The organism is Bacillus sp. 01N45 (genome assembly GCF_056399205.1).
The window spans coordinates 337758-363728 of the sequence record NZ_JBFTQW010000003.1; the positions used below are offsets into that span (position 1 = coordinate 337758).

The following is a 25971-nucleotide window of genomic DNA, read 5'->3' on the forward strand; positions in this document are numbered from 1 at the left end:
AACGGAAAACACAATTTGATGCACCGTCAAAAATAGAGGCCAGTCTTATAGTAGACTGGCCCCCTCACGCTCTACGCCGTTTCATTTCCTGCAATACTTCTTCCGCTTTTTGCTCATACGATAAATCTTTAAAGAAATCCGCCAATCTTTTATAATCATTATACGTATCTAATAAGTCATCAATTTTTTCTACTTTCATCACTTGTTGTTTTTGCTTCATTTTTACTGGATAACGATAGCCCGATACCTCTTGTATTTTGTAATACTCATCCTCTACTTGAATGACCTTTACAAGTTCCTCCTCTTCCGCATCCATCGTATACCCATCAAAATCTCTAAGTAATTCATAAATGATATGAGTCCATTCATCTTTTGGATAATATCCTTTTTCTAACCGATAACCGACAATGCGATACATATGCCCATCGTTTTCTGCAAACTGTACTGTATCATTTAGCTTAAACTTAAAATAACGAAACATTGCCTTCACCTACTTATATGTAATGTTCTTATCACATACTATTTGCAAAATGTAGGTCTTGCTATTCATAAAAAAATACTCATCTATAAGATGAGTATTTTTTACGATGATTTTTCTCTTTTCTTTCGGAATGGTAACCACCAGTTCCAATCTCCAAACAGTTTCATTAAACTTGGTACAAGCATAAGACGAATAATTGTTGCATCAAGGAATATTGCTAATGCAACACCAAGCCCCATTTGCCGTACTGGTAAAATATCAGTAAAGGCGAACGCACCTGTTACAACAATCATAATTAACGCAGCTGATGTAATGATCCTACTTGTTGACACAAGTCCTTCTAACGTTGCTTGATCATTATCTCCTGTTTCTTCATATAACTCATGAATACGTGAAATAAGAAAAACTTCATAATCCATACTAAGCCCAAATACGAGACCAAAAATAAAGATTGGTAAGACAAATAGAACAGGACTCGCTTCTAAACCAAAATGCCCACCTTCAAATAACCAAACAACAATTCCAATTGTTGCGCTTAAACTAAGTATATTCATAATAATCGCCTTAATTGGAATGAGTATAGATCGGAATGCAAATAATAATATAACAAAGGTCGATCCAAATATAACAGACATACCAATTGCAACTTTATCTTTAATTTCATCTTCTAACTCTTGTTGGAACGTCGTCATCCCGCCTAAATAATACGTAACATCTGTTTCTTTATAATTTTGTTTAAAATCACGAACCCACTGTTTAGCAGTTTCAGTACGTGGTTTTGTTTTCAAAAAGATTTCTATCGTCGTCTTATTTCCTTTCGTATACGCTTCAAATATAGGAGCTAGTTTCGCCGCTTCTGGCGACTCTAACATTCCAGCAACTTGATCTGCTTTCATACGAGTTAACCCGTCGTATAAACTTCTAACTTCATATACTTTCTTATCATCTTTTAACTTTTGAACGACTTCTTCTATCTTTTGTAAACTTTCTTTTTCTTTCATATCTTTTTTCGTCTCTACTACTAACGTAACATCAGCGTGTTTTTTTGCAGTTTTATTAAATGCCTCTTCGTACTTCTCATATGCAATTCTTGTATCACTTTGTTTAGGTAGAGCTTCTACGTCAGGGAACTGCAAATTAGCTGTACGTAACGGTAATAAGCAAATAACAATAAATGTTGTAACAATAATAATCATTGCGATTGGATGTTTCATTACAAATTGCGCAAATTTGCGCCAAGCCTTTGCCGGCGTATGTGCTACTTGATTCTTTTTTAATATTCGTTTCCCAATTAATGATAATAGCGCTGGGAGAAGTGTGAGTGAGAATAAAATACTCATAATCACAACAATCATTCCGCTAATTGCGACAGACTGAATATAATCGATTTTAAAGAAAAACAAGCCAGATAATCCAACAAATACACATAATCCTGAAAATACGATAGCGCGCCCTGCTGTTTGATATGTAATTGCTATCGCTTCTTTTACCGCTCGCTTTGCAACTTCCTCTCGAAAGCGATTTACAAATAATAGTGCAAAATCAATAGATAGCGCAAGTCCAATCATCGGTGCAACATTTAACACAAAGATAGATAGTTCCTTATCGCTACCTATAAAGTATAATATGCCCATCGTACTAATAACACTAAGCGCCCCATTTACAATTGGTAAAATAGATGCCAAAAGACTACCAAATGAAAATAGTAATACGAGAAATGCAATTGGTAACCCAATCATCTCCGCTACTTTTAAATCATTTTGCGTTCTTTCATTAATCTCTTGATTAATTTTTGGAAACCCTGTAGGCGTTACTTTTAATGCGGCATTACTTTCCTTTTCGATTTTATCAGCAAATTGCAATGTCTTTTCCATTCGTTCTTTATTTGTTTTCCCGGAAAATAAAATTGTCGCATAGCCGATATCATCTTGTAACATTTCTTTATTTTGCACTGGGTGATGGAAAGATTCATATGTCTCTTTCTCTTGTACATTCTTTACAATTCCCTCTACTTGCTTTTGAAATTCCTCATGTGAAGCACCCTTATTTTTTTCAAAAACGAGTAGAAGTGTGTCTTGAGACCTCTTAAAATCTTTATCTAAAATTTCTTTCGTTTTTTGATAGTCCCCTTCCGTTTGGAAACCATCACCGCCTAATACTCCCGGCAGCTTTGGAGCGAAAATACCGAGTGCGATCGCAACCAATAGTAATGCTACAATTACTGTATAACGAAACTGATACAAAAAAGCTCCTAATTTCCCCCACTTATCTACTTTATGTACATTTGTTTTCACACATTTTCACCTACTTTAAATAATTCAATTGTCATTTATACTGTATCACATCTTCGTACAAACAAAAAACGTCTGGAAACACTATAATGATAGTTTTTCCAGACGTTTTTTATCTCTCTTTATTAAGTCCCAATCTCTTGGTAAGTAAACGATGGCAGTAAATCGCCATAATTAACAAAATACCACCTACGCAATAACCAGCTAAAATATCAGTTGGATAATGTACATTTAAAATAACTCTACTTAATCCAATCGATACAATTACAATTCCCATCAAAATCGTTATAACATATTTTCCAGTTACACTCTTCAAATTTGCCGCAATAATATAAGTAAGAAACCCGAATGTCATAATAGATAACATTGCATGTCCACTAGGGAAGCTATACCCAAGCGCATCCAACGTTTCATTTAACGATGGGCGCTCCCTTTTCACAATTTCTTTTATCCCTTTATTAACAAGATGTGTTATTAAAATGCCCATTGGATACACGATCATCGCAGCATAATAACGTTTTCTCCAAAAAACAAGTAAACTTATAGCCAGCGTAGTTACGATCCCGATAGCAGAACCTAATTTTGTATAGTGTGAGAAAAATGTAAGCGAACCTTCTGTTTGTAATCCTTTTACTAATGCTCGGACATATGTATCCATCACTGTAACGCCACCCGCATGTACGCGCCAAGCAACAATGCCAAATACAGCAAGTAATAAAACGATACATACTACCTCATATTGATGCAACTTCTTTTTCAAGCGATTTCCTCCTACTATGAAAAAATGCGATTTCTATTTTAGAAACCGCATTTCCTTACTTATTTACCTTTTGTTTTTAACTCTGTCCAGTAACGATCATAGTCTTTTAGCTTATCGTCTACATCAACAAGCCATTCTGTACGATCTAATTCTTCTTTCGTTAAGAAGATCATATGATTATCACGATATTCTTTACTATGAAGAGGATGAGCTTTTTCATTAGGATTACTGTATCCAATTGACTCGTAGTTTTTCACACTTACTTTTTCATCTAATAAGTAGTTCATAAACTTCTCTGCAAGCTCTTTGTTTTTCGCACCTTTTGGAATTGCTAACGTATCAGCCCAAATTGTGCCGCCTTCCTTTGGTACAACGTACTCTACATCTTTATTATCTTTTGCGATAAATGCTGCATCTCCAGACCAAACTGTTCCGATCCAAGCATCTTCTGTAATGAATTTTTGTTTAATATTATCTGTATCAAATGCTAATAAGTTTGGAAGCAGCTTCTTTAAATCATCTGCTGCTGTCTTTAACTGTGTATCGTCTTTCGTGCTGTTTGAGAATCCATGCTTCTTAAGACCCATACCTAATACTTCACGAGAATCATTTAATAAAGTTACATGCCCTTTATATTTCTCATTCCATAGGTCAGCCCAGCTTGTAGGAGCTTCTTTCACATACTTTTTATTGTATGCAATACCTGTTACGCCCCAAGTATATACTAAAGAATATTTATTCTCTGGATCAAACGCCGGTGTTTTGAAGTTAGAAACCATATTTTCGATATTCGGGATATTCTTTTTGTCTAACGGCGCTAATAAATCCATTTTCGCCATTGTTTTAACCATGTAATCAGACGGCTGAATTAAATCATACTTCGCGCCACCTGCTTGTAATTTCGCAAGCATTTCTTCATTACTTGCATACTTATCATAGTTAATTTTCACGTTATATTTCTTTTCAAAATCTCTTAGCACTTGCTCATCAAAATTGTCAGCCCAGCTATAAATGTTTAACTCTTCTTTCTTTTCACCACAACCAGCAAGTACACCAGCAACAAGGCTAAAGCTAATTGCTGCGCCGGCTAATCTTTTCATTAATTTCATCGGTTTATTACCTCCTCGTACTTTCTATATCGTTCGTATTATAAAGGAAGGTGTCCTCCAGAGTTTTCTTCACCATCTGCACCTTTGTTACGGAAGATTTCAGATAGAACCATTAATCCTACGATAGCCACAATTAAAATTGTAGAAAGTGCATTAATTTCTGGTGATACTCCGCGCTTAACCATACTGTAAATGTATAATGGCAATGTTGTTGATCCTGGTCCTGATACGAAGAAACTAATTACAAAATCATCAATTGATAATGTGAATGTTAATAATGCGGCTGAAATAACCCCTGGTGCAATTGCTGGGAACGTTACATAACGAAACGTTTGCCACGGCGTTGCTCCTAAATCATTCGCAGCCTCTTCTAAATCACGTCCCATACCAGAAAGACGCGCTGCTAAAATAACGACAACAAATGAAATACTAAATGTAATGTGCGCAATAATAATTGTTGTTTTGCCAAGTTCCATACCTAATTGACTAAATAAGATAAGTAAAGATAATCCCATTAAAATATCAGGAATTAAAATTGGTAAATACACAAGACCGTTAATAGCCCCTTCATAACGATATTTATAACGATGTAATGCAATCGCGAAAATCACACCAAGAACTGTCGTTACAACCGTCGTTACGATCGCAATCGTCATACTATTTACAAACGCATCAATAACATCTTGCTTTTGAAATAAATCTGTATACCAATGGAATGTAAAACCTTCCCATTCCGCATTAATGCGAGAATCATTGAAGGAATATACCATTAAAACCATCATTGGAAAATACAAGAACAATAAAATTAACCAAGAATAAGAAACTAAAAACTTCTTCATCTTTGCCTATTCCCCTCCGTTCCCATCATATTTATATACTTTCGTTGCACGATAATATAAGTAAATTAACAGAACAGAGAATAGAACAACAATCATAGATAACGCAGATCCAAACGGCCAGTCACGCGCTCCTAAGAATTGATTTTGAATTACGTTTCCGATTAACGCTACTTTCGATCCACCCATAACGTCTGATACAACAAACATTCCGATAGAAGAAACAAACACTAAAATAGAACCAGTAGCAATCCCTGACATCGTCATTGGTACTGTTACATTCCAAAATGCCTTTGCTGGTGTTGCTCCTAAATCATAAGCTGCTTCTAGCTTACGCTTATCAAGCTGCTCAATCGCTGCATACACCGGTAAAATCATAAATGGTAATAAAGAATAGACCATTCCGAGTATTACAGAAGGTGTGTTATATAGTAAATTTAAAGGTTCACTTATAATACCTAGTTTCAATAGCAATGTGTTTACAAGACCTTGTGAACGTAAAATAACAATCCATGCGTATGAACGAACAAGGAAGTTAATCCAAAACGGGATCGTTGCCAATAATAAAAGAATTGAACGGTATTTGCGATCAACAATTGTAATTGTATAAGCAAATGGATAACCAATTACTAAACAGATTACTGTTGTAATAACTGCAATCTTAACAGTTTCCCATAACGTTCCCATGTATAGTGGATCAAACACACGAGCTATATTCTCTAACGTAAATTGCATTTCAACTGTCCCATATGCCCCGCGCTGCATAAAGGCAAATGCCAATACAAACAGAAGGGGAATTAGGAAGAAGATTAACAGCCACGCGACTGTCGGTAGTGCGAGTAATTTCCCTTTTTTCAATTTAAGGTCACCTCGTCCTCTTGCTCCCAGCCTACGTATACATTATCTCCAATGCTCCACTGCGCTGCTTCTTCAGCAGTTTGATATGCCATTAGTAATTCTGATGTTTTCTCGTCACGTACATACAGCTTTTCCATATTTCCAACAAACTCAACGTCTTCAATATGTCCAAGATGGTATTCTTTTAAAATCGGCTCTTCAACCGAACGTACTTTTACGTTTTCAGGGCGAATTGCTACATAGCCTTCCCCGTTTTTCACAATATTATTTTCACCGATAAATGTCGCAACGAACATTGTTTTCGGCTTATTGTAAATTTCTTTCGGCGTTCCAATTTGTTCAATATGTCCTTTATTCATAACGACAATACGATCACTCATGCTCATCGCTTCTTCTTGATCGTGCGTTACGTATATGAATGTAATTCCTAAATTACGTTGTAAGTTTTTCAATTCACGTTGCAAATCTTTTCTTAACTTAAAGTCTAACGCCCCAAGTGGCTCATCTAGTAATAATACACGCGGGTTATTTACAATCGCTCTCGCAATTGCTACACGCTGCTGCTGTCCACCAGAAAGCTTTGCAGGTTTACGATTACGGAACTCAAGTAACTGCGTTAAACGCATTGCCTCTTCAGCACGCTCTTTCTGCTCTGCTGCCGGTACTTTCTGCATTTTCATACCGAAACAAATATTTTTCTCCACATTCATATGTGGGAATAGCGCATAATGTTGGAACACTAAGTTCATATGACGCTTATATGGTGGCAAATCGTTAATCTTTTCATCATCTAATAAAAGATTCCCTTTAGTTGGCGTTTCAAAGCCTGCGATCATGCGAAGTAACGTTGTTTTCCCGCAACCACTCGGCCCTAAAATCGTTAAAAATTCCCCTTCTTTAATGTCTAAAGAAAGAGGTGGGATAATCACTTGATTTCCAAAATGTTTTTCTACTGCTTCAACTTTAATAATCTTTTTCATTTTCCCGTCCTATCTACCTTAAATTTTAATTTTTATATTCATGAATAAATATTTATGTTCTATAGACTATTTTTTGTTTCGATCCAAACAAAAATGGTTGTTTAGCGTTCTCTTCTATTCTTTATGTAGTATGTTTGATTCATTTTTGCATGATACATATGTCGAACAGAAAAACCCCTTCCATTACGAAGGGGCTATTATCATACGGCTACGCCTACTGATAAACACCATCATCATTTTAACAACTTTCGTATGAATTTTAAAGCACTTTTTGTAGAAGAGTAACGAATTTTCATATCGAATGCCGTAGATTGGGCTAAAATGCTTTTATAATGTGAAAAAGTCCGAAAACTTTCTTCCCCATGATAACTACCTAATCCACTACTTCCAACACCACCAAAAGGTAAATATGGCGTTGCAAGATGATAGACAACATCATTAATACAGCCTCCGCCATATGAAATATTACTTGTCACTTTCTTTTGTACTTCTTTATCCTCAGAAAATACATATAACGCTAATGGCTTCGGATGTTGCTGAATTGTTCCAATTACCTCTTCTATGTTGTCGTATTCTACAATTGGTAAGATCGGACCAAAAATTTCATCTTCCATAACAGTACTTTGCCATGTAACATTTGTTAACACTGTTGGTTCTATATGTAAAGTTTCTTTTTTATAGTTCCCGCCGATTACCGTTTTACCATCTTTCAAAAATGAACATAAACGTTCAAAATGACGTTCAGTCACAATTCGTACATAATTGTCATTGTTTAGTGGATCTTTTCCATACTGCTCCGCAATTTCGTGTCGTAATGCCTCGATTAACTGTTCTTTCACCGAAGCATGCACATACATATAATCAGGCGCTACACACGTTTGCCCTGCATTTAAAAACTTACCCCAAACAATTCGTCTTGCTGTTACATCTATTTTTGCATCTTTATGTACAATACATGGGCTTTTTCCCCCAAGTTCTAACGTGAGTGGCGTCAACCGTTTCGCTGCTGCTTCCATCACAACTTTTCCAACACCGACACTACCTGTAAAGAAAATATAATCAAACGGTTCCTTTAACAATTCTGTACTCTTTTCTACACCGCCTTCTACTACCGCTACAAGCTCTTCTTGGAATAATTCCTCTAACATCCTCGTAAGTACTTTGGAAACGTTTGGCGTTAACTCTGACGGCTTTAAAACAATTGTATTTCCAGCCGCCAACGCTCCTACAAGAGGTGCAATTGCTAATTGAAACGGATAGTTCCACGGTGCAATAATAAGTGTCACACCGTACGGTTCAGGAACTACTTTCCCCTTTGATCCAAAATGAGTGAGTGCTGTTCGAACCCGCTTCGGTTTACTCCACGATGAAATATGCTTCAATTGAAAGGAAATTTCTTTTAATACATATCCAACTTCCGTTGTAAACGACTCATGAACTGACTTATTTAAATCTAATTTCAATGCCTGAAATATTTCTTCTTCAAAACGCTGAATGCCTTCATAAAGCTTCTTCAAATTATTCTTTCTCACTTCTACACTTCTCGTATGGCCATTATAAAAATATGCTTTTTGTTTATTTACAATAGAAGAAACACTCATTCATTCACCTTCTCCCACTATTTTTATCCAATTCTTTCATTATTTATATAGACTTCATATATAATAAATTTCTATTCGTAAAGTTACATTATATATAATTTCTTCTTGCATATAAAATTCATTGCTCACAAAAAAACTACCGAAAGAAAATCTTTCGGTAGTTTTACTGTATTAACGATATAAACGAACAGCACCAGCAGAATTATCATCAGCTTGTCCTACTACTTCAAACTTCAGGCCAAGATTCGGTAAAATACGTCCTGCATCTGGAATCTGTTTATTAATATACGTTTTCGAATCATCAAACTTCGGTACGCCTGCTAAGCCATTATACGTATACGTTCCGCGCGTTGGAGATACAACTTTCCAAGCTGGCGTTTTATCAAATGAGAACGCCGCATCAGCGATTTGGAATCGTGTACTACTTGCTACTGTTGGTTTACCATTTAAAGTTCCAACAATTGCTTCTGGATGAGAATCAACTACGCCAAGGAAACCATGTCCTGGATGTAAACCAACCCAGTTATCTGTATAAGCTGAGTCTGCATACCATACAACCATACCTGTGTTGTATTCTGGACCGCGAGCATATTTCAATGCGTTATCCGAACCAGCATAGTTTCTCCACTCTACATAATAGTTATGTTTTTTCTTCTCTGTTCCATTAGATACAGCGAATCCATCTAATTTGAACTGCGGTGTACCTTCTGCATCATCAGAGAATACTACTTTACCGTCTACATTTAGTGATGCATTATCAAGTAGGAAACCGTTTAATGCTAAACCACCATCTGTAATGTACTCAAATGTTAATTTTACTTTCTTACCTTTGAATTGGCTTAAATCGTATGATTTGTCAATCCATTTTCCATTTGTTGAATGTGCATTTCCACTATTTGCTTTCTCACCCAGTTTTTCGATTAATGTTTGCTGACCATCTTCTGTTACAGCATGTACTTCAAGGAAATCATACTCTGCTTCAATTTCATACAATGACTTGAAATCAAATTTCGCAGTCGTTGCATTTGTTAAATCGAACAGTGGCGTCTCCATTTTTGTGTGAAGATTGTCACCTTTTGTGCTGTAGTAATACTGCTTACCAAATGCTGGAGCAATTGTTTTTATATCTTTATCTGGCAAGTTAACACGAATCATACCTGGGCGGTTAGATTTCGTAACACTTTGGTCCAAATATGTTGCTAGACCGATACCTTTATTTAATTTCTCGTAATCTACTTCTACGATATTTGCCCAGTTACCACCGATTGTTTTTTGGAAAAACTCTTTATTTTGTGGTGAGAAACTCGTTGGCGTTGTTCCTGCAATGTTACCAGCCCAGCTTCCGCCACTCATAACAGACCAAGCTTGAATTGGTTCACCGTCACCAGTATAGTCTGTATCATACTCATCTGGAAGACCTAAATCATGACCATATTCATGTGCGAATACACCAACTGCGCCATCTTCTGGTTCAATTGTGTAGTCGAATGCCGCGATCTTTCCCCCCCAATATGGAACTTTCGCTTGTGTGCCTTCAATTGGGAATGGTTTTGGTCCAACAGTCCAGCGATGTGACCAAATTGCATCGTCACCTAATTTACCACCGCCTGCTTCTTGTCCAACACCCGCATGGATAATCATTAAGTGATCAATTAAACCGTCCGGTTGTTTTTGATTTCCATCGCCATTTACATCATATTGATCGAATTGGTCAAACTCTGATAAATCAATACCGCTATCTACAGCTGCTTTTAATGCATCTTTTACTAAATCACGTGGTCCTTTTGGTCCTTTATTATCATGACCTGTCGCACCATCTGCACCGTAATCAGCAGCTTTACCAGGAACTGTTAACCATTTTGTAACTGTTCCGTCTACTGTATAACTACCGCCAGATTGCTCTTCGTAATATTGTTTAAACGTTTCGATTTTGCTGCCATCCTCTAATGCGAATGGCTCATTACCGAATAACATTTTTTCATAATGTTCTTTGTTAAAATCGTCAGTATACATATAACCAGGTTCTTTATCGATATTGTTATGTTTAAAGTCAGCGTACTCTACAAGTAAAACGAGTACTTTATCTTTACGAACTTCACCGTTATATTCTTTTCCCTTTGCTGGAGAAGTTGGTACTTTACCATTTAGACCACCCTTAACTGGGCCTGTCGCTGCAGGTGTTCCTGTTGCTGGTTTGTCTAACTTTTCTTTCGTATCAGCTTTCGCATCTTTCACTTTCTTTAAAAAGTCAGATGCTTCTTTTGTAAGTGGGTCCCCATTTGATACTTCTTTCCCAGGATTTTCACCCTTTTTGTTCTCTACGTATTTTTCGACGGCTTTCTTTGTTTCTGTCTCTGAAGCCTTCGAATCAATTACCCCACGGTTTTTTAGCGCATTTGCTAAACGTTCTTCTGGAATTAAATGATCATCGACTGGACTCGTAGCTGTCTTATTCACAGGTGTTTCAGCATATGCAGACTGGCCACCCGCCCCGAATGAAAGACCTAACACAGCTGTCAAAGCGATTGATGACAAAACTTTGAACGGTTTCTTGTTCATCCCTTATTTCCTCCCCTAATAAAAAATATGTATTACAAATTGAATTTTATTAAAAATTCAATATTTTTTCAATATTTAGTTATATTATGTAATTTTTTTAACATATTTGTAAAAATTCCATAGTTAGCATACGAATATATCACAATTCAACAATGTTTTCTGAAAATATTGAAAATATTTGTCAGAAACTTTATAATCGCCATAGAGGGAATTTAATGGGGATTTTATCTTTGTTTTATCTACAAAATATTTGATAATTCACTATATAAAACACAAAATGCGATTGCATTATCATATATTCTGTAGCAGCAGTTATGACCGATAATTAGGGAGGAATTACATTTGTACAAAGATAAGACTGACGCACTGGACCAAGAATGGATTGATTTAATACTTGAAGCTCTAGACGCTGGTATCGCCCTGCAAGATATCGAACATTTTTTAAGACGTATGAAGCCATCCAGTCAGGCTCAATAGCCTTGTTCTTTTTAACGAAGTTTATGTTATAATAATGACATCATAAGACGACTACATATTGATAGAAAGGTGCGCAAATATGATTGGAGAACGTATAAAACGCCTTCGCTTACAAAAAGGTATTTCATTAACTGAACTTGCCGAAAAAGCTGGTGTTGCTAAATCTTACATTAGTTCTATAGAGCGAAATTTACAAAAAAACCCTTCCATTCAGTTTCTTGAAAAGATCGCAGCAGTTCTACAAATTCCAGTTGATACTTTACTTCATGATGAAACAACAAAGGAAACTAACCTAGACTCCGAATGGACACAGCTTGTTAAAGACGCAATGAACTCTGGTGTCTCCAAAGAACAATTTCGTGAATTTCTTGAATTTACAAAATGGAAGCACGATCAAAAATAATAATAGAAAGAAGTGCTAACAACCAGCACTTCTTTTTCTTTATAAAAAAAAGCGGGGGATACCCGCTTTTTTATTATTTTTCTTCGCCAGCTTCTTGGTTAGCATTGAATGTCCATTCTAAATTCAATGAATCACCTTGGAAGATATTTTGGTCTTTTCCATCATCTACAAATTCAAATTGTACCCATAAATAATCCTCTGTACCAGCTTCTAATCCACCCTTTTCTCCCCACTCAGGAGCAAAGATGTCTTTAGCTAAAAGATCTGGATCAGTTTTTTGTAAATCAGCTAAAGTTGTTTCATATACAGGCTCACTTTGTTTATCCCAGTTCCAAAGGAATTTCACTTTAACGTGCTTACCAAAGTCTTCACCAGCATTATCACCTTTTGCATCTTTCACAGTATACTTTGTTGCTAGTTTAACGTCTTTAATTGTTAATGAACCGCTATTCTTTAATAAGAACTCTTTCTTAACAGAATCCCCTGGTTTTAAATCTTTAATATCTACAAGCGTTTTAGGGTCTAATGTAAGATCTAACGTCCCAGCTGCAAATGTATTATTTGATACTTCTTTATCGCTAAAGTATGCAAACGTTCCTCCACCAATTAAAGATAACCCCAGTGCCGCTGATGCAACTCCCATACCTAATTTCTTTTTCAGACTCACAATCAATTCCCCCTAGCTGTTTTTTATATTTTTCCCCCTATAATTTTTCAATAAGGGACATAAAGAAAACTATATTAGCTTAGCTAATATTCGTTCTCTTTTAAAAACCTTAAGTTCATTATAACGAACAACTCTATATAAATACAACATTTTTTTATTAGTATTTTCAGTTATTTTTATTTCTCAATATCATTTTAAATTTTCGGAAATTTGTTGAGAAACAAAGAAAAACGTAATTAATTTTCACTATCTATACTAATTAGTATCTTTCACCATCATGCTGCCAACCAGTTTTCTCGTATATGACGTGTATTGTTAAAATAAAGAAGACACGCCGAATAGGTGAGTCGCAATGCTCTCTCACCTATTCGGCTTTATAACCTCTATTCGCTCTGAAAAGTTGCTGTATTTACTTGCTATCTTTATTTTTCTGTTCTTCTTGTTTCTTCTCTTCTAGTTTTTTCGCCTCTTCTTGCTTCTTACTCTCTTCTAGTTTTTTCGCTTCTTCTTGCTTCTTACTCTCTTCTAGTTTTTTCGCTTCTTCTTGCTTTTTACTCTCTTCTTGCTTTTTCGCTTCTTCTTGTTTCTTACTCTCTTCTAGTTTTTTCGCTTCTTCTTGCTTTTTACTCTCTTCTTGCTTTTTCGCTTCTTCTTGTTTCTTAGCCTCACTTACTTGTTTTGCTGTTTCCTCTACTAGTAATTTCTCAAAATCTTGAATTTGTTTATCAATCACCTGTAACTTTACCTCTTTATCAACATACTCACAATTGTCTTTCACTATATGAAAACCAGCATTCACATATGAGAATACTGGCTTATTCGATTCGCTTTTATTTCCTTTTAACTCTTCTTGCACTTGATTATAAGGACCCTCTATTGATACATATACTTTTTGTAACAATTCTCTTTCCGCAACTATTTTCTCACGCCCTTGCTTCCACGTAGCAAGCACCTGCTCTAACTCTTGAATGGAAGTAAAGGTTAATTTCAATTTCATCCCTTCATACTCACGCAAAATAACTTCCTTATGTTGCTTAGCTTGTTCTGTTAATTGATCAACTGTTTTTGGAAAAATACTTGCTGTAGAAATAGTAGCCTCAACTTTCGTTTCATGAATGAAAGCTGCTTCTGTATAAGTCATCATTTGAGAGCCTAAATAAAAAGTAATAGAACACAAACATGGCAATATAAGCATCCTTTTGAATTTGCGAGGTGGCTTCAGCATTTTAATCTCTCCTATCGAACAACTTGTTCTTTATCAAGAACTATACCTTTATTATAATAAAGTGAATTATAAAATGATATAAGAAATTATGTTTCTTTGTACATTTCACTTTTATCATAAAAAGAGACTATCATTTTTGATAGTCTCTTTTTATGATTACTTTTTCTCCACTCCATCGCCTTGTTGTGCTTCAAATGTCCATTTTAATTGCAGTTTGTCGCCTTGGAATTCATTTTGAGGTTCATTTTTATTAATAAAGTGGAATTTCACTTTAAATGAATCATTAGTTCCTGCTTTAATACCTTTCTCAGGCCATAACCAACTTACTAAATCATTTTCTGCAGCAGTCATTGTTTTACTCTTCAACTCTTTCAATGTCATTCTCTTAATTACTTCATCTTTTTTATCTATATTTTTCAAGAAAACTACTTCAATGTCTTCACCAAAGTCTTTCTTATTATCTTTCTTCACATCTTCTACATCATACTCCGTATTTAATAGTACTTTTTTAATATCTAGTGTACCTTTATTCTCCAATTTAAATTCTTTTTCAATTGTATCACCTGGTTTTAAATTATCCACTTTCACAATTGTTGATGGGTTCAGTGCTAAATCAAGTGTTCCAGACGCAAATGTATTATTTGACACTTCTTTATCGCTAAAGTATGCAAATGTTCCTCCGCCAACTAATGCAGCGCCTAATACCGCTGATGCGATACCCATTCCTAATTTTTTCTTTAAAGTCATGTCCATATCCCCTTAATATATATATATATTTGTTAACTTCCTAAACGGAAAGTATAACCAAACGAACTAGACGGATTGTTCTACTTTTTTATCTTTCTTTTCTCCGTCAATGCTACGAATAGCGCCAAAAATAGAAATTGCGGAATAGCCAAGTAAAAAGACTCCAGGAATAATGAGAAGTAATGCTGCTCCCGCTTTTGAACTCGCATAATTCAGTCCATAACCAACGTATGGAACTGTAATATCTGCATACTTTCCAATTACATTCTCTGCAAGTACTGGTGCTAAATCTGGTCCGTTGTTGTTATCCCCTTTTGTTTCATACATTACTTTTCCATTTGTATCTTTCACACCGATAATACGGTGAGTGATAATTTTGTCATCTTTCTCTTTAAACGTAATAACATCGCCTTTTTGATATTTAGAACCATCTTTCGTCGGTTCTATCGCAATGATTGATCCTGTTAAAAATGTCGGTTCCATCGATCCTGATAACACTGATTTAAATTGATATCCCATCACTGTTGGATCCCCACCGCTCGCTTTTGAAGAAATAACTACAAAAGCTAAGCAAATCATCAATGCAAATAAAACAAATGAGATAACGTTGCTAATCACCTTCCAAATTAATTTCATCGTTTCTCTCCCTCTCCGTTGTTTTATATTATTTGAAGTATGCAATATTCACTCTTGTTCTTTAACAAGAACACAAGTAAATAATATAACGAACAAAACAGAAATGCAATAATAAAATTTACAATTATTAGTTATTTTTAATATATAAAAAAAGACTGTGACAAAGTCTCTTCACAGCCTTTTAATTAGTAATTTATTTTTCTTCTGATTTCATTCTTGTTGTATTTCGGCGTAGCACTACAAATAAAATAGCTCCAAATAATAGAGCGGCACCTATCCCAATGCTTATTATTTTCACATTTGATTCGTTTACTTCAGGCGTAGCCGTATCTTTTTTAGGCATCGCAAAAGTAACATCTTCTTTAGAAAGAACATTTATCGTCGCAATTGTTTGATTATTTTTCGTGATGTCAACTGCACCAACTACCTCACCACGATGAATTCCTTTATGATACAAAGAATCTTTATCTAATGAAGCCGCACGGAAAATCGTCCTCACATTTTTACCTTCATCTTTCTTAAGCATAAGCTCTGCACTTTTTTCAAGCTCGCTATCAATATCTTTATTTAAATACGTTGCCTTTTGATGCCAGCTATGTTTATCTAATACAGTTTGCTTCACAAATTGACCGAAAGAATAGTCCGCCATCTGCTTCAAATCTTCATAAATTTCAGGTCTTTGGGAAGCCATTACTACATTTATAATGCGATTGCCATCCTTCTCATTTAATAGAACGAGTGTATTACGCGCTTCATTTGTAAAACCTGTCTTCCCGCCAATACTATATGGATTTTCAAAATAATTAGACTTATTAAAAATAGAAACTGTTTGCGTAGATGTCGTAACCGTCGTTCTTTTCGTATTCATCGCTTGTAAAATTTCAGGATACTTTTGCACACCTCTCGTAATCATGGCCATATCATATGGCGTCGTATAATGATTTGGATCATGCAATCCATTTGGCGTTACAAAGTGACTATCTGTAGCCCCTAATTGCTTTGCTTTCTCATTCATCATATGAGCGAAATTCTCAACATTTCCGCCAATACGCTCCGCAATCGCATACGACACATCATTTGCACTCAGCACCATTAAAATCATAAGCGCAGTATTTCTATTAATCGTCTCACCAGGTTGAAATTCAATTTGATAATTACTCTTCTCTTGATCTAATGCTAATTGTGAAAACGTAAATTGATCCTCTGGCTTCGTATGCTCCATAAGTAAAATCGCTGTTAACACTTTCGTCATACTAGCTGGAAATGCACGATGATGTGCGTTTTTGTTATACAAAACATCTCCAGTTTTCCCATCAATCGTAGCTGCAAACTGACTAAAAACATTTGGTCCTTCCGCAGGTGGTGGTGCCACTTGTTCTGGATTCACTCCAACATTCGTCTCAGCACGTAACGTCATAGGTGTCAAAAAAAATAAACAAATAACGGTAACAAAAGCCAAAATTTTCTTAAAGTTTACCATATGACTCTCCCTTTTCACTATACTCTCACAGCTTAAAAACTGAATCTACCAATCTATATGTGAATTGTATTAAATTGGAAGAACATTCACTGTTTTTTACTATATCATACTTTTACGATAAAGAACATAAATATACAATAAAAAATAAGAAGGAATTATTCTTTCTTATCCTTCTCATCAATCAATGAATCTATTAAATTTTGACTAGCTTCCTCGGGTGTAATCTCATCTGTCATCCCCATAAACGACCAGCCTTTAGAATCGACCCACTCAACAAACTCTTGTAAAAACTCATCATGTGTAACATCCACATCAAGAATCGAGCCATTAATCGAAATCGTTCTATTTCTAGATACGCGCATCTTGAACGTTTTCCTTACCATTACAATAATTCTCCCTCTACTACTGAATATTTATAAAGTGAAACTTTAATCAGCCTTCACCAATCGGGCTTTTACGAGCAGCCTGCCACCACCTAACTTCTTTGCTTTCGCTAAATTTTGAGGTGGGGATCTTACCGTCCGCAAATAGCGGGGTAAAATAATCTTGTATCTCTGTTATACATGATTTTAAGTAAATTGTAAAAAGGATATATTGGCCAATTTGCATATTGAAGCTGAAAATCTATCATCCTGCAAAAACATGAAACGATATGTAATTGATCATAAATGACTAAATAAATCCACATAAAAAAACAAAACAACTTACATTTTATCACACCAAATACAAATGACTTCAGTACAATAAAATGGAATATACTAGAAGAAGACTTAAAATGAGGAGGAACTCTATGGCGCGTTGTACGTATTGTAAAACGAAGTGGACAATAAAAGATGTATGGTCAATACTCGTGACATTTGAAAAAGATTGCCCGTATTGTTTTGGAAGGCAGTATCTATCAAATGACACCTTTCATCATGCTAATGCCGCTCTACCTTTATTATTCTTATGTCCTTTACTTGTTGATTTAAGCGATGAAAACCCTTTGGATAAATACATTAAATAATATGACCGCTACATTCTACTAAGTCTTCTTCTCATCATTATCCCTTCAGACACTACTCGCATAATTGCATATGATTTCCCTTTTAAAACTTACTATAAAAATATTGCAAAATTTCAGTTAATTATATATAATTGCTTTAGCATAAAGATTAAAGATGCTGTTACATACGCATTTTTGAAGATCCCGTAGCTCAGCAGGGAGAGCGCCACCTTGACAGGGTGGAGGTCGTGAGTTCGAGCCTCTCCGGGGTCATAAAAAAGAGAAACCGTATCAACCTTCTACGTGATATGGTTTCTCTTTTTTATCTAAATCAATCACTTCCCACGAAACATCTTCTCCAAAGACTTCGCATTAGCAAACAATACTTCTTTCAAGTTATCATCTGCAACGATTTTATAGTCGCCATCTTTGTTTTTCTTTAAGTTCAATGTAACTTCGCGAGTTGCCATGATTGCATCTTTATCTGATAAGTGTTTGACGATTGCTGATGTCATCGTTTTTTCGATTGCTTTTTCAGATTGCTCTTTGTCTTCGCTAAAAGCGCTAGCGAAGGCCATTGGCATAACTTCTCCCACTGCTTTTGTTACAGCAACGGATAGATCAGCAGATGTAATTTTCACTTTCACTTCTGCTTTGTCATCCTTTTTCGATACTTCTTCTAGCTTTTCAAATTTAAAGTTTTTCGTAATTGCACTCAGCATTGCTTTTGCCTCAGCATCATCTGTTTTTTCATTTAGTTTGTTAAATTCCTTGTCACTCTCAACAAATGTACGAGCCTTTTCTATATCACCTTTTTGTATCGCTGTTAAAAATTCTTCTGTCGTATCTTTCGGATTTGCACACCCTGCTAAAACACCTACTGTTAATCCTACTACCATCATTAACAGTAATAGTTTCTTTATCTTTTGCACGCTCATTCTCCTCTTATCTTTTCTAGTAAGTCAGCATTATATAATAGTATGAAACTGACATTACAAACATTTTTTAGTATAGCATTTATATGAGTCATTCGTGTCTATTTTTTCAAACGTCCCCTCTTTCCATCTCATAACGCCCACTACTCTCTATTAAAAATTTATTTCCTCATTATAAATAGCAAAATTAAAACCAGCAACTTTAAGGTTGCTGGCTTATCTCTTATTCATATTCGAAAAAACAATAACAATTGCTCCGAACACATAATGACCCGCTACCATCCACACGCTCCGATCGAGGATCATAAGTGATAACCAAAGCGATATATTAATAGCAGCAAATAATACATATAAAATGAAGTCTCTCTTTTGTAGCGCTTCTCGATTCATCAAAATATAAATTGCGCCGATTGGCGGAAGGATGAAGCAAAGGAAAAAAACAAACATTTTTCTTAACGACCATGGATAAGTTACTGTCTGCATATGAGTCCCCTTTTCACTTTATAGTACATGTAACATCGGTCTTACTACTCTATATTCGTCACTATAAGGCTCCTTTATGATTAAAGATGAGTGAGGATTTTTTTCTTCCTCTATCATTGTGAATACTTCTGTTTTTTCTTGTACTATGTTGGATTCACTGTTTTTAGTAGGTTTTTTACTTGTTTCAATTTTCTTCGTTACTTCTCCGAGCCTTTGTCCAACTTTTTCAGCTTCGGCAGGTTCATTCGTAACATAGTATTCTTGGTGCTCCCATACTAACATAGGTGGCACTTGTTCTCGTTTGTTACATATTATATAAGTAATACTAGCTATAAGTAGTAGGCATGTTAATAAAAAGAAGATAGTTTTTTTATTCATATACTATGCTCCCTGTCTATCATTTTATTAAATTATATAATATCCATTATATGTAGTAAATGGATGTCGTGGGAATTTTCGGATTTTACATCAAAAAGAAAAACCTTACTACAGTAAGGTTCCATTTTTATATTCTATAGTGATTGATTTATTAAAACGATCATTACGATAATCGCTATAAACATAACGACTAAACAGCCGATCATTTTATAAAAGCCTCTTTTCGTTAACGTCCCACCTTGAACGTCTTTTCGAATAAATAAGAATACGGCTAAAAATAATACAAGTCCAATGCCAAAAGCATACATCATTTGCATATGTTAATCTTCCTTTCTCTCTTCCATCTTAATATCTTTTCGATAAAACAACAAATGAGATAAAAACTGTACTCATCGTAAGTGCCATAAGTATGTTTAATAGTTCAACCGCAGATAGTGTAATTACGTGTAGATTTAAACCGAAAGAGAAAAGAAGGTAATATGCCGTTAGCGCAAAAAAGCTGAAGAACATTCCTTTATAACGAATAAGTTTCATTCGCTCATCTTTTTCTTTAAATTGCGGGTGTAAGTAACTTAAGCAGAAACACATAATCATCATCGTAAGTACTGTATACGTTGGAGCCGGTGGTGCGGAATGCGTCATTATGCCCGCTAATACCATGGTTCCACTCATAATAAAGAAAATAATTCCCATAATTAAAAAGTACTTTTGTGAATAATTCATCCCTATTCCCCCTCTTCTTTTCCTTCATAAATAAATACATGTTCTATCGTTGTCTGAAATGTTTTTGCTATTTCAAATGCTAACGGAAGTGATGGATCATATTTTCCCTTTTCAATTGAAATGATGGTTTGCCTGGAAACTCCAAGTTTCTCAGCCAATTTTTCTTGAGATAGTCCAAATTTTTTTCGGTATTCAACCATTTTATTTTCCAAGGAAATTTCTCCCTCCTTCCTTACAGTGAGTATATATGTAAAGCATCCTTTACGTCAAGTTTCCTTTACATGCATTTTAGTTTGTTTCACTCTATTTACATAGAAGAAACTTTTCAATTTCAGCACGTCTATTTTGAAATGAAACGCGGAACACTGTAAATAATTGTTACTATATCTTCTCCTCTCTATTTTTTAAATTTAATATCTCCCTATTTGTTTTATCCTTTTAAAATATTTCATTCATCTCTTTATTCCACGAAATGCGTTATTGGTTTTACGGTGTTTTTCGTCATATTTATAGAAACTAACTGTTTATGAAGCATTTTTTATGTTTAGCAACTTTTTTTGTAGAAATCCTTCACTTTCCTTTCAATATTTAACACTATCTAAATAAAGTTTACGATAAATTCATAATTTTTTATTTTTTATACTATATTCCGTTATATTGTTGTATAATATCAATGAAAGCGCTTATTATTTCAATATACATAATTCGAACTCATTTTTATCGAAACATTCTAATTATTATACTTATATTTACATGCAACAATTTTAGTTATTCGTGTAGGTATACCAAATATATCCACCCCATTTTTCTGTGAAATTACTTTATAACATGAAAGATTAACTTGGGTGATAAGTTATTGTGAATGTTTTTTTACAAAACAGATAAGTAATAGTGTTTGGTATTATGTAAATTATTGTAATAACATAAGAATAAAGAAAACATTTACATTGATTGTTGGTTCATCAATTATTGAAAAGAGCAAAATGCACCTTTTGTTTGGAAAAAGGATTATATGCATTGGGAGGTTTAAACAAATGACGAGGAAGAATACAACGACAAACCCTTGGGCCAAGTTCCATGGTCCGAACCTTGGTTATGTTATTGAGCAATATGATCTTTACGTAACTGGAGCAGGTTCTGTTGATCCGGAATTACAAGAGCTTTTTGAAATTTTTGGAGCTCCTTCGTTTCAAGATGATGTCGTAACAGGGGACAACACAGCAACACATTTTTCTCCTCAAAACACAGGGAACATTGAAAAAATTCTTAAAGTCGTTCAGCTTGTTGAACAAATTCGTTCATTCGGGCATACGTTGGCTCACATCAATCCGATGGAAGATGCTGCTAATGGACAATCTCTTCTTGAGAAAGCAATGAACGAACTGAGCGATGCTGACTTGAAAGCGATTCCAGCGAAAACAGTATGGCAAGATGCACCAGAAGGTATTCACACTGCACTTGATGTAATTCATAGATTAAAAGACGTTTATACAAAATCTTTAGCTTATGAATTTTCTCATATACAAGATAGTGAAGAACGCGCGTGGTTGCATCAAATGGTGGAATCAAATTCATTGCGTCAACCACTATCAAATAAAAAACGAACTGCTCTTTTAAAACGTTTAACAGCTGTTGAAGGTTTCGAGCAATTCTTGCATAAAACATTCGTTGGGCAAAAGCGTTTCTCTATCGAGGGCGTTGATATGCTTGTACCTGTTCTAGATGAAATTGTTCTCGAAGGTGCAAAGGGCGGCGTAGAAGATGTCATGATTGGTATGGCTCACCGCGGTCGTCTAAGCGTACTTGCACACGTATTAGAAAAACCATATAGTCACATGTTTGCTGAGTTCAAACATGCAAAAATAGAAGGCGCAGTGGCAAATTCTGGCTGGACTGGTGACGTGAAATACCATTTAGGTAGAGAACAAGTCGTTAGTAACGAAGAAGTTAGCACTCGCGTTACATTAGCAAATAACCCAAGTCACCTTGAGTTCGTTAACCCTGTTGTAGAAGGTTTTGCACGTGCGGCTCAAGAGAATCGTAAAAAATCTGGTCTTCCAGAACAAGATACTTCAAAATCATTCGTAATTTTAGTTCATGGTGATGCTGCATTCCCTGGTCAAGGTATTGTATCTGAAACGTTGAACTTAAGCAGATTGAACGCGTACCAAACAGGCGGAACAATTCATGTTATCGCAAACAATGCAGTTGGCTTTACGACTGATAGCTATGATTCTCGTTCTACGAAATATTCAAGTGACCTTGCAAAAGGTTTCGATATTCCGATTGTTCACGTGAACGCTGATGATCCAGAAGCTTGTCTTGCTGCTGCTAACCTTGCGATTCAATATCGTATATTGTTCAAAAAAGACTTCTTAATCGATTTAATTGGTTACCGCCGCTACGGTCATAACGAAATGGATGACCCAGCAGTTACGCAACCACAAGTGTACAAAAAGATTAAAAATCACCCAACTGTAAGAGCTATTTATGCAGATCAATTACAAGCTGCTGGTGTTCTAAATGCAGATGAGGTTGAAACAATGACTCAGTTTATACAAGAGCAATTAAAATCTGACTATGCACAAGTACCGCCAGCTGATACGAGCGCTGCAACAATTGACGTTAAAGTGCCAGATGTTGTTGCAAAAGGCATTCAGCCAATTGATACTGGTGTTGAGATTGACTCACTTCGTGCAATTAATGAAGGTCTACTATCTTGGCCAGAAGGCTTTAACGTATATCCGAAAGTAAAGAAAATTCTTGAACGCCGTAAAGACGCTCTTGAAGAGAACGGTAAAATTGAATGGGCACTTGCTGAGTCATTAGCATTCGCTTCTATTTTACAAGAAGGTACGCCAATTCGTTTAACTGGTCAAGATTCACAGCGTGGTACATTCGCGCACCGTCATATCGTATTACACGATACTGATACAAATGAAACATATTCACCATTACATCGCTTACCAAACATTAATGCATCCTTCTCTGTTCATAACAGTCCGTTATCAGAAGCTGCTGTTGTTGGTTACGAGTATGGTTATAACGTATTCGCTCCAGAAACTCTTGTTATGTGGGAAGCGCAATATGGTGACTTCTCAAATACTGCGCAAGCATTATTTGATCAATATGTTTCAGCAGGAAGAGCAAAATGGGGTCAAAAATCTGGTTTAGTTCTTCTATTACCGCACGGTTATGAAGGTCAAGGACCAGAGCATTCTAGTGCACGTCCAGAGCGATTCTTACAGTTAGCCGCTGAGAATAACTGGACAGTTGCAAACTTAACGAGCGCGGCACAATACTTCCATATTTTACGTCGTCAAGCATCTATCTTAGGAACAGACGCTGTTCGACCATTAGTATTGATGACGCCAAAGAGTTTATTACGTCACCCACTTACGCTTTCAACTGCTAGTCAGTTAAGCGAAGGACGTTTCCAACCTGCTCTAGAACAAGAAAACCTTGGCATGAAACCAACTAAAGTAAAACGTCTTGTTTTAAGCACAGGTAAAATGGCGATTGACTTAGCAGCAGAAATTGAGTCTGGTAAACATGAGTATAACTTAGATGAAGTTCATGTCGTTCGTATTGAACAGCTGTACCCATTCCCTGCTGAGAAAGTTCAATCTATTATTAAACGCTTTAAAAACTTAGAAGAAATTATTTGGGTTCAAGAAGAACCTCGTAATATGGGCGCATGGCATTACATGGCTCCAATTCTGTTTGAACTTGCTGGAGATAAAGTGAAAACAGGTTACATTGGACGCCCAGATCGCTCTAGCCCATCTGGTGGCGATCCATTCGCTCACAAAGCTGAGCAAGAACTAATTGTTGCACACGCTTTAGATGTGAAGTATAACTTCCGTCAAGATAAACAAGAAATTGAAGTTTTCAGCAACTGAAAGTAATAATGAAGGTTTCTAGCTTGCTCCCCGGACAGATATTCTGCCCGGGGGCAGGCTAACAAATGGAGATTACCGAAGACAAAAGAAGAAAAAACACACCGTTAGGCAAATAAGGGGAGGACATTTAAAATGATCGAAATTAAAGTACCTGAGCTTGCAGAATCTATTACTGAAGGAACTATCTCACAATGGCTTATCAACGTAGGCGACAAAGTTGAGAAAGGTGGCAGCGTTGTTGAGCTTGAAACTGATAAAGTCAATGTAGAAATCATTGCAGAAGATTCAGGTATTGTATCGAAGTTACTAGGCGAACCTGGGGATACAGTTGAAGTTGGTGCAACTATCGCAATTTTAGATGCAAACGGAGCACCAGTTGCAGTAAGTACACCTGCACCGGCTGCTGAACAGCCAAAACAAGAAACAACTGAAGCACCGAAAGCTGCGGCACCAAATGCTGAGCAAACTACAACTTTACAAGGTTTACCGAATACGAACCGTCCTATCGCATCACCAGCTGCTAGAAAAATGGCTCGTGAATTAGGTATCGACTTAAACGACGTACGTAGCACAGATCCACTTGGACGTGTGAGACCACACGATGTACAAGCTCATGCTGCCGCACCAAAAGAAGCACCAGCTGCTCCAAAAAGTCCAGCTCCTGCTCCAGTTGCAAAAACGGAATTCGAAAAACCAGTTGAGCGCGTGAAAATGTCCCGCCGCCGTCAAACAATTGCAAAACGCCTTGTAGAAGTTCAACAAACATCTGCAATGTTAACAACATTTAACGAAGTTGATATGACTGCAATCATGGAATTACGTAAAGAGCGTAAAGATGCTTTCGAGAAAAAACATGATGTACGTCTTGGCTTCATGTCATTCTTCACAAAAGCAGTTGTTGCAGCATTAAAACAATTCCCATTATTAAATGCTGAAATTCAAGGCGATGAGCTTATCATTAAAAAATTCTATGATATCGGTATTGCAGTAGCAGCTCCAGATGGATTAGTTGTTCCAGTTGTACGCGATGCTAACCAATTAAACTTCGCTGAAATCGAAAGCGAAATTCGTAATTTAGGTATGAAAGCACGCGATAACAAACTTTCATTAAAAGAGTTACAAGGTGGTACATTCACAATTACAAACGGTGGTGTATTCGGTTCTCTAATGTCAACACCAATCCTAAACAGCCCACAAGTAGGTATTTTAGGAATGCACAAAATCCAAGTACGTCCAGTTGCAATTGATGCAGAACGTATGGAAAACCGTCCAATGATGTACATCGCTTTATCTTACGATCACCGTATTGTTGATGGTAAAGAAGCAGTTAGCTTCCTTGTTGCTGTTAAAGATATGCTTGAAGATCCAAAATCATTATTATTAGAAGGTTGATAGATTAATAATCTATTACAGGCTGTAGAATGAATTATTCTACAGCCTTTTTTTATTGCATTC

General features: G+C 35.8%; 26 protein-coding genes and 1 tRNA gene. 6 read left to right on the forward strand and 21 right to left on the reverse strand.

Features of this window, described 5'->3' with window-relative positions; translation table 11 throughout:
* Positions 1–64: 64 nt before the first annotated feature.
* From AC1DMU_RS09545 to inhA1, 9 genes are all read right to left on the reverse strand, one after another.
* The gene (locus AC1DMU_RS09545; RefSeq protein ID WP_060489448.1) at positions 65–481 is read right to left on the reverse strand and encodes a hypothetical protein; all 417 of its coding nucleotides are present in this window, start codon (positions 479–481) and stop codon (positions 65–67) included.
* A gap of 101 nt (positions 482–582) precedes the next feature.
* Positions 583–2775 carry an MMPL family transporter gene (locus tag AC1DMU_RS09550; RefSeq protein ID WP_088062553.1) on the reverse strand — a complete coding sequence of 731 codons (2193 nt, stop codon included), beginning with the start codon at positions 2773–2775 and terminating at the stop codon, positions 583–585.
* A 109-nt stretch (positions 2776–2884) separates the two neighbouring features.
* Positions 2885–3532, reverse strand: a complete 648-nt coding sequence (locus tag AC1DMU_RS09555) for a phosphatase PAP2 family protein (RefSeq protein WP_000727812.1) — start codon at positions 3530–3532, stop codon at positions 2885–2887.
* A 59-nt stretch (positions 3533–3591) separates the two neighbouring features.
* Positions 3592–4641, reverse strand: a complete 1050-nt coding sequence (gene potD / locus AC1DMU_RS09560) for a spermidine/putrescine ABC transporter substrate-binding protein PotD (RefSeq protein ID WP_000772499.1) — start codon at positions 4639–4641, stop codon at positions 3592–3594.
* 38 nt (positions 4642–4679) lie between these two features.
* Entirely contained in the window at positions 4680–5480 is an 801-nt protein-coding gene (gene potC / locus AC1DMU_RS09565) for a spermidine/putrescine ABC transporter permease PotC (RefSeq protein ID WP_000714201.1), read from the reverse strand.
* 6 nt (positions 5481–5486) lie between these two features.
* On the reverse strand, positions 5487–6335 hold the full coding sequence (potB, locus tag AC1DMU_RS09570) for a spermidine/putrescine ABC transporter permease PotB (protein WP_000715495.1): 849 nt from the start codon (positions 6333–6335) through the stop codon (positions 5487–5489).
* Entirely contained in the window at positions 6332–7315 is a 984-nt protein-coding gene (potA, locus tag AC1DMU_RS09575) for a spermidine/putrescine ABC transporter ATP-binding protein PotA (protein WP_000720323.1), read from the reverse strand. The genes potB and potA overlap by 4 nt, the downstream gene beginning before the upstream one ends.
* Before the next feature lie 233 nt (positions 7316–7548).
* The gene (locus tag AC1DMU_RS09580; RefSeq protein ID WP_060489442.1) at positions 7549–8916 is read right to left on the reverse strand and encodes an aldehyde dehydrogenase; all 1368 of its coding nucleotides are present in this window, start codon (positions 8914–8916) and stop codon (positions 7549–7551) included.
* Positions 8917–9087: 171 nt separating this feature from the next.
* Positions 9088–11475: a M6 family metalloprotease immune inhibitor InhA1 gene (inhA1, locus tag AC1DMU_RS09585; RefSeq protein WP_001035922.1), complete on the reverse strand. Its 2388-nt coding sequence runs from the start codon at positions 11473–11475 to the stop codon at positions 9088–9090.
* A 342-nt stretch (positions 11476–11817) separates the two neighbouring features.
* On the opposite strand from inhA1, the gene AC1DMU_RS09590 reads away from it, so the two are divergent.
* Entirely contained in the window at positions 11818–11952 is a 135-nt protein-coding gene (locus AC1DMU_RS09590) for an anti-repressor SinI family protein (protein ID WP_088062551.1), read from the forward strand.
* A 79-nt stretch (positions 11953–12031) separates the two neighbouring features.
* Positions 12032–12355 (forward strand): helix-turn-helix domain-containing protein, encoded by a 324-nt coding sequence (locus AC1DMU_RS09595; protein ID WP_088062549.1) that lies wholly within the window; start codon positions 12032–12034, stop codon positions 12353–12355.
* 73 nt (positions 12356–12428) lie between these two features.
* Here AC1DMU_RS09595 and calY read toward each other — a convergent pair whose 3' ends face one another.
* The 6 genes from calY to AC1DMU_RS09625 all read right to left on the reverse strand — a co-directional run bounded on the left by calY (position 12429) and on the right by AC1DMU_RS09625 (position 17493).
* Positions 12429–13022 carry a biofilm matrix protein CalY gene (gene calY / locus AC1DMU_RS09600; protein WP_000053730.1) on the reverse strand — a complete coding sequence of 198 codons (594 nt, stop codon included), beginning with the start codon at positions 13020–13022 and terminating at the stop codon, positions 12429–12431.
* A 409-nt stretch (positions 13023–13431) separates the two neighbouring features.
* Positions 13432–14247, reverse strand: coding sequence for a DUF4047 domain-containing protein (locus tag AC1DMU_RS09605; RefSeq protein ID WP_088062547.1), 816 nt, complete (start codon positions 14245–14247; stop codon positions 13432–13434).
* 156 nt (positions 14248–14403) lie between these two features.
* Entirely contained in the window at positions 14404–14994 is a 591-nt protein-coding gene (locus tag AC1DMU_RS09610) for a TasA family protein (RefSeq protein WP_088062545.1), read from the reverse strand.
* Between the two features lie 66 nt (positions 14995–15060).
* Positions 15061–15630: a signal peptidase I SipW gene (sipW, locus tag AC1DMU_RS09615; RefSeq protein ID WP_088062543.1), complete on the reverse strand. Its 570-nt coding sequence runs from the start codon at positions 15628–15630 to the stop codon at positions 15061–15063.
* A gap of 193 nt (positions 15631–15823) precedes the next feature.
* Positions 15824–17110 (reverse strand): D-alanyl-D-alanine carboxypeptidase family protein, encoded by a 1287-nt coding sequence (locus tag AC1DMU_RS09620; RefSeq protein ID WP_088062541.1) that lies wholly within the window; start codon positions 17108–17110, stop codon positions 15824–15826.
* A 155-nt stretch (positions 17111–17265) separates the two neighbouring features.
* Positions 17266–17493, reverse strand: coding sequence for a hypothetical protein (locus AC1DMU_RS09625; protein WP_000251865.1), 228 nt, complete (start codon positions 17491–17493; stop codon positions 17266–17268).
* 407 nt (positions 17494–17900) lie between these two features.
* Between AC1DMU_RS09625 and AC1DMU_RS09630 the strand changes: the two genes are divergently transcribed.
* Together AC1DMU_RS09630 and AC1DMU_RS09635 are read left to right on the forward strand one after the other, a co-directional pair.
* Entirely contained in the window at positions 17901–18116 is a 216-nt protein-coding gene (locus AC1DMU_RS09630; protein ID WP_048526759.1) for a hypothetical protein, read from the forward strand.
* 179 nt (positions 18117–18295) lie between these two features.
* Positions 18296–18368, forward strand: a tRNA-Val gene (locus AC1DMU_RS09635).
* Between the two features lie 62 nt (positions 18369–18430).
* Here AC1DMU_RS09635 and AC1DMU_RS09640 read toward each other — a convergent pair.
* The 6 genes from AC1DMU_RS09640 to AC1DMU_RS09665 form a co-directional block, all read right to left on the reverse strand.
* Positions 18431–19027, reverse strand: a complete 597-nt coding sequence (locus AC1DMU_RS09640; protein WP_141542783.1) for a hypothetical protein — start codon at positions 19025–19027, stop codon at positions 18431–18433.
* Between the two features lie 219 nt (positions 19028–19246).
* A complete protein-coding gene (locus AC1DMU_RS09645; RefSeq protein WP_142291692.1) occupies positions 19247–19513 on the reverse strand; it encodes a hypothetical protein in 267 nt (88 codons plus the stop codon).
* An 18-nt stretch (positions 19514–19531) separates the two neighbouring features.
* Complete coding sequence (locus tag AC1DMU_RS09650) at positions 19532–19891, reverse strand: hypothetical protein (RefSeq protein WP_088062537.1); 360 nt, start codon at positions 19889–19891, stop codon at positions 19532–19534.
* Between the two features lie 134 nt (positions 19892–20025).
* Positions 20026–20208: a DUF3976 domain-containing protein gene (locus AC1DMU_RS09655; protein WP_001178300.1), complete on the reverse strand. Its 183-nt coding sequence runs from the start codon at positions 20206–20208 to the stop codon at positions 20026–20028.
* A gap of 28 nt (positions 20209–20236) precedes the next feature.
* Positions 20237–20614, reverse strand: coding sequence for a permease (locus tag AC1DMU_RS09660; RefSeq protein ID WP_088062535.1), 378 nt, complete (start codon positions 20612–20614; stop codon positions 20237–20239).
* Between the two features lie 2 nt (positions 20615–20616).
* The gene (locus AC1DMU_RS09665; protein ID WP_000428506.1) at positions 20617–20826 is read right to left on the reverse strand and encodes a helix-turn-helix transcriptional regulator; all 210 of its coding nucleotides are present in this window, start codon (positions 20824–20826) and stop codon (positions 20617–20619) included.
* Positions 20827–21648: 822 nt separating this feature from the next.
* On the opposite strand from AC1DMU_RS09665, the gene odhA reads away from it, so the two are divergent.
* Positions 21649–24516: a 2-oxoglutarate dehydrogenase E1 component gene (gene odhA, locus AC1DMU_RS09670; protein ID WP_088062533.1), complete on the forward strand. Its 2868-nt coding sequence runs from the start codon at positions 21649–21651 to the stop codon at positions 24514–24516.
* A 132-nt stretch (positions 24517–24648) separates the two neighbouring features.
* On the forward strand, positions 24649–25908 hold the full coding sequence (gene odhB, locus AC1DMU_RS09675; protein WP_000569906.1) for a 2-oxoglutarate dehydrogenase complex dihydrolipoyllysine-residue succinyltransferase: 1260 nt from the start codon (positions 24649–24651) through the stop codon (positions 25906–25908).
* The last annotated feature ends 63 nt before the right edge of the window (positions 25909–25971 follow it).

Excerpts from the sequence above, each read along its gene's own strand:
- AC1DMU_RS09545 (WP_060489448.1), bottom strand. The coding sequence starts at position 481 with ATGTTTCGTTATTTTAAGTTTAAGCTAAATGATACAGTACAGTTTGCA.
- odhA (WP_088062533.1), top strand. The coding sequence starts at position 21,649 with ATGACGAGGAAGAATACAACGACAAACCCTTGGGCCAAGTTCCATGGT.
- AC1DMU_RS09630 (WP_048526759.1), top strand. The coding sequence starts at position 17,901 with ATGGCGCGTTGTACGTATTGTAAAACGAAGTGGACAATAAAAGATGTA.
- AC1DMU_RS09655 (WP_001178300.1), bottom strand. The coding sequence starts at position 20,208 with ATGCAAATGATGTATGCTTTTGGCATTGGACTTGTATTATTTTTAGCC.
- AC1DMU_RS09660 (WP_088062535.1), bottom strand. The coding sequence starts at position 20,614 with ATGAATTATTCACAAAAGTACTTTTTAATTATGGGAATTATTTTCTTT.
- sipW (WP_088062543.1), bottom strand. The coding sequence starts at position 15,630 with ATGAAATTAATTTGGAAGGTGATTAGCAACGTTATCTCATTTGTTTTA.
- AC1DMU_RS09580 (WP_060489442.1), bottom strand. The coding sequence starts at position 8,916 with ATGAGTGTTTCTTCTATTGTAAATAAACAAAAAGCATATTTTTATAAT.
- AC1DMU_RS09605 (WP_088062547.1), bottom strand. The coding sequence starts at position 14,247 with ATGCTGAAGCCACCTCGCAAATTCAAAAGGATGCTTATATTGCCATGT.
- inhA1 (WP_001035922.1), bottom strand. The coding sequence starts at position 11,475 with ATGAACAAGAAACCGTTCAAAGTTTTGTCATCAATCGCTTTGACAGCT.
- AC1DMU_RS09650 (WP_088062537.1), bottom strand. The coding sequence starts at position 19,891 with ATGAATAAAAAAACTATCTTCTTTTTATTAACATGCCTACTACTTATA.
- potA (WP_000720323.1), bottom strand. The coding sequence starts at position 7,315 with ATGAAAAAGATTATTAAAGTTGAAGCAGTAGAAAAACATTTTGGAAAT.
- AC1DMU_RS09645 (WP_142291692.1), bottom strand. The coding sequence starts at position 19,513 with ATGCAGACAGTAACTTATCCATGGTCGTTAAGAAAAATGTTTGTTTTT.
- odhB (WP_000569906.1), top strand. The coding sequence starts at position 24,649 with ATGATCGAAATTAAAGTACCTGAGCTTGCAGAATCTATTACTGAAGGA.
- potC (WP_000714201.1), bottom strand. The coding sequence starts at position 5,480 with ATGAAGAAGTTTTTAGTTTCTTATTCTTGGTTAATTTTATTGTTCTTG.
- AC1DMU_RS09595 (WP_088062549.1), top strand. The coding sequence starts at position 12,032 with ATGATTGGAGAACGTATAAAACGCCTTCGCTTACAAAAAGGTATTTCA.
- AC1DMU_RS09620 (WP_088062541.1), bottom strand. The coding sequence starts at position 17,110 with ATGGTAAACTTTAAGAAAATTTTGGCTTTTGTTACCGTTATTTGTTTA.
- AC1DMU_RS09610 (WP_088062545.1), bottom strand. The coding sequence starts at position 14,994 with ATGACTTTAAAGAAAAAATTAGGAATGGGTATCGCATCAGCGGTATTA.
- potD (WP_000772499.1), bottom strand. The coding sequence starts at position 4,641 with ATGAAATTAATGAAAAGATTAGCCGGCGCAGCAATTAGCTTTAGCCTT.
- AC1DMU_RS09625 (WP_000251865.1), bottom strand. The coding sequence starts at position 17,493 with ATGGTAAGGAAAACGTTCAAGATGCGCGTATCTAGAAATAGAACGATT.